We start from the raw sequence: 1789 nt of genomic DNA, 5'->3' as shown, positions 1-1789 counted from the left end.
TACATTCTTACTGCGGGAACATTCCCCCGCGCGAGTACGAGGAAGCGTTCAACCGGTCACGTGGCACAGCGACCTAGACCGGCTGAGAACCAACAATCTGAGCCTCCAACATCGCCGGGGCGGTCCAGCCTGATGGCGGCCCCACATCCACACCCGTACCCCCACCAACACGGGCCCGAAGTTGCCCCACGGCCTTCCGTCCACCGCGCTGGCCTTAGGCACGGCAGCACCCGCACCCGACCGTCCCACCGGCATGGGTCTGGAGTTGTTCCTAGCCTGGTCACTTGCCGTGCTGGGGCGATGCCGCGTGATCGCACGACGGGTGCCATACCCGACCGCCTCAGCCAAGACGGGGCCTGAGGACGCCTTGCCCACTCGCTTGCCGGGGCCGTGCGCGATCGACTGGCCCGGGCCCGAGTCCAATGACGCGAGTGGAACCGTCTCTCTCCCCGCATGGGCGCCCGCCGTGTTTCAGTAAGGCCGGGTGACCGCACGCCGCGTCCACAGCCGACCGCCTCAGCAACAGCTCCCTGAAGACGTCGCGCACCAGACGCCGCCGTGGTGGGTTAAGGCCGTGTCCTCGACCGGCCCAAGCCCAGCCGTCGTTCCACTCGCAGGGGCCCAGAGTCGTCCCCTGGCCTGGTCGCCTGTCGTGCTGGGACAAGGCCGCGTGAGCGCCGCCCCGCGCCCGGCTGTATCACCTGCCCGGTCTGGGCCGTCAACGAGCCGGGTTGCCCGCCTGTTGGGGCAGGGCCACATGATGGGCTGGCGCACGCTTTCGTTCTAGTTGCTCGCTGCCCTGGCCTCAGGCGTGTGATCGATAGCCTGCGCCGGGCCATCACACCGACACGGGCCTGGGTTCATCCCCCGATCCGGCCGACTGCCCTGGCGGGGTCGGGCCGTGTGAGTTCGCAGGGGCGCGCCCCTGCCTGAGTCACCGAGGGATCCACCAGGGATTCGTAGACCCTCCACGGCAACGCGTCCGCACGCTCTCGGAGCAGGGTCGTAGGCCGGAAAGGAGGCGACCGTCCAGCCGAACCGGCGCGTCCTGTGTGAGCCCTCTGGGCTTGTAAAACCGCCAGTCACGGGCAGGTGGAGCGCTTGCGGCTGGGACGGTCGTGCCGTCTGCATGGCCTGGGGGCGTCCGCAGCCTGGGCGGCTGCTGCCTTGGTCGACGGGGCGTGTTCGCAGGTGCTTGCCCGTTGCGCGGCGTGGAAGTGTACGGGGGAGGGGGCTTGGTTAGCGGGTTTGGTCGGTTGGGCGGATGAGGATTTCGTTGACCGCTACGTGTTCCGGCTGGGTGAGGGCGTACACGACGGCGTTGGCTATGTCTTCGGGTTGGAGGGTGCGCATGGACGCGGCCATCTGCTGTGCGGCTGCCCGGGACGCCGGGTCGGAGATGTGGTCGGCCAGTTCGGTGGAGACGAAGCCTGGTTCCACGATCACTACGCGGACGCCCTGGGCGGTCACCTCCTGCCGGAGTGCTTCGGAGAACGCGTTGACGCCGAACTTTGTCGCGGCGTAGACGGCGCCGCCCGCTGATGCGATCCGTCCTGACGTCGAGGAGACCTGGAGGACGGTGCCCTTGCTCTTCAGCAGGTGTGGCAGGGCCGTGTGGACGGCGTACATCGAGCCCAGCAGGTTCGTTTCGACCATGCGGGTCCTTAGGGTTGTTGGTGTTGGAACTGAGGTTCCGGCGCCCAGAGGAGCCGGGTGTGGCTGATGGGGTGTCTGCCGTGAGGTGGCCCGAAAGGACTGGCCGCCCGGCTCCTCCGGGTTCTCCGGCCGC

At 68.4% G+C, this 1789-nt stretch carries 1 protein-coding gene; it reads right to left on the bottom strand.

The annotated features are described in order from the left end of the window. Positions 1-1239: 1239 nt before the first annotated feature. Complete coding sequence (locus tag ETD96_RS43735; protein ID WP_205719765.1) at positions 1240-1656, bottom strand: SDR family NAD(P)-dependent oxidoreductase; 417 nt, start codon at positions 1654-1656, stop codon at positions 1240-1242. Between the last annotated feature and the right edge of the window lie 133 nt (positions 1657-1789).

Source organism: Actinomadura geliboluensis (assembly GCF_005889745.1).
Lineage (GTDB): Bacteria > Actinomycetota > Actinomycetes > Streptosporangiales > Streptosporangiaceae > Spirillospora > Spirillospora geliboluensis.
Note: the sequence above shows the minus strand (reverse complement) of the source record. Positions and strands in the feature narration are given on the sequence as shown.

What these genes read in the sequence shown, in the direction of transcription:
- ETD96_RS43735 (WP_205719765.1), bottom strand. Translation starts at nt 1,656, where the DNA reads ATGGTCGAAACGAACCTGCTGGGCTCGATGTACGCCGTCCACACGGCC.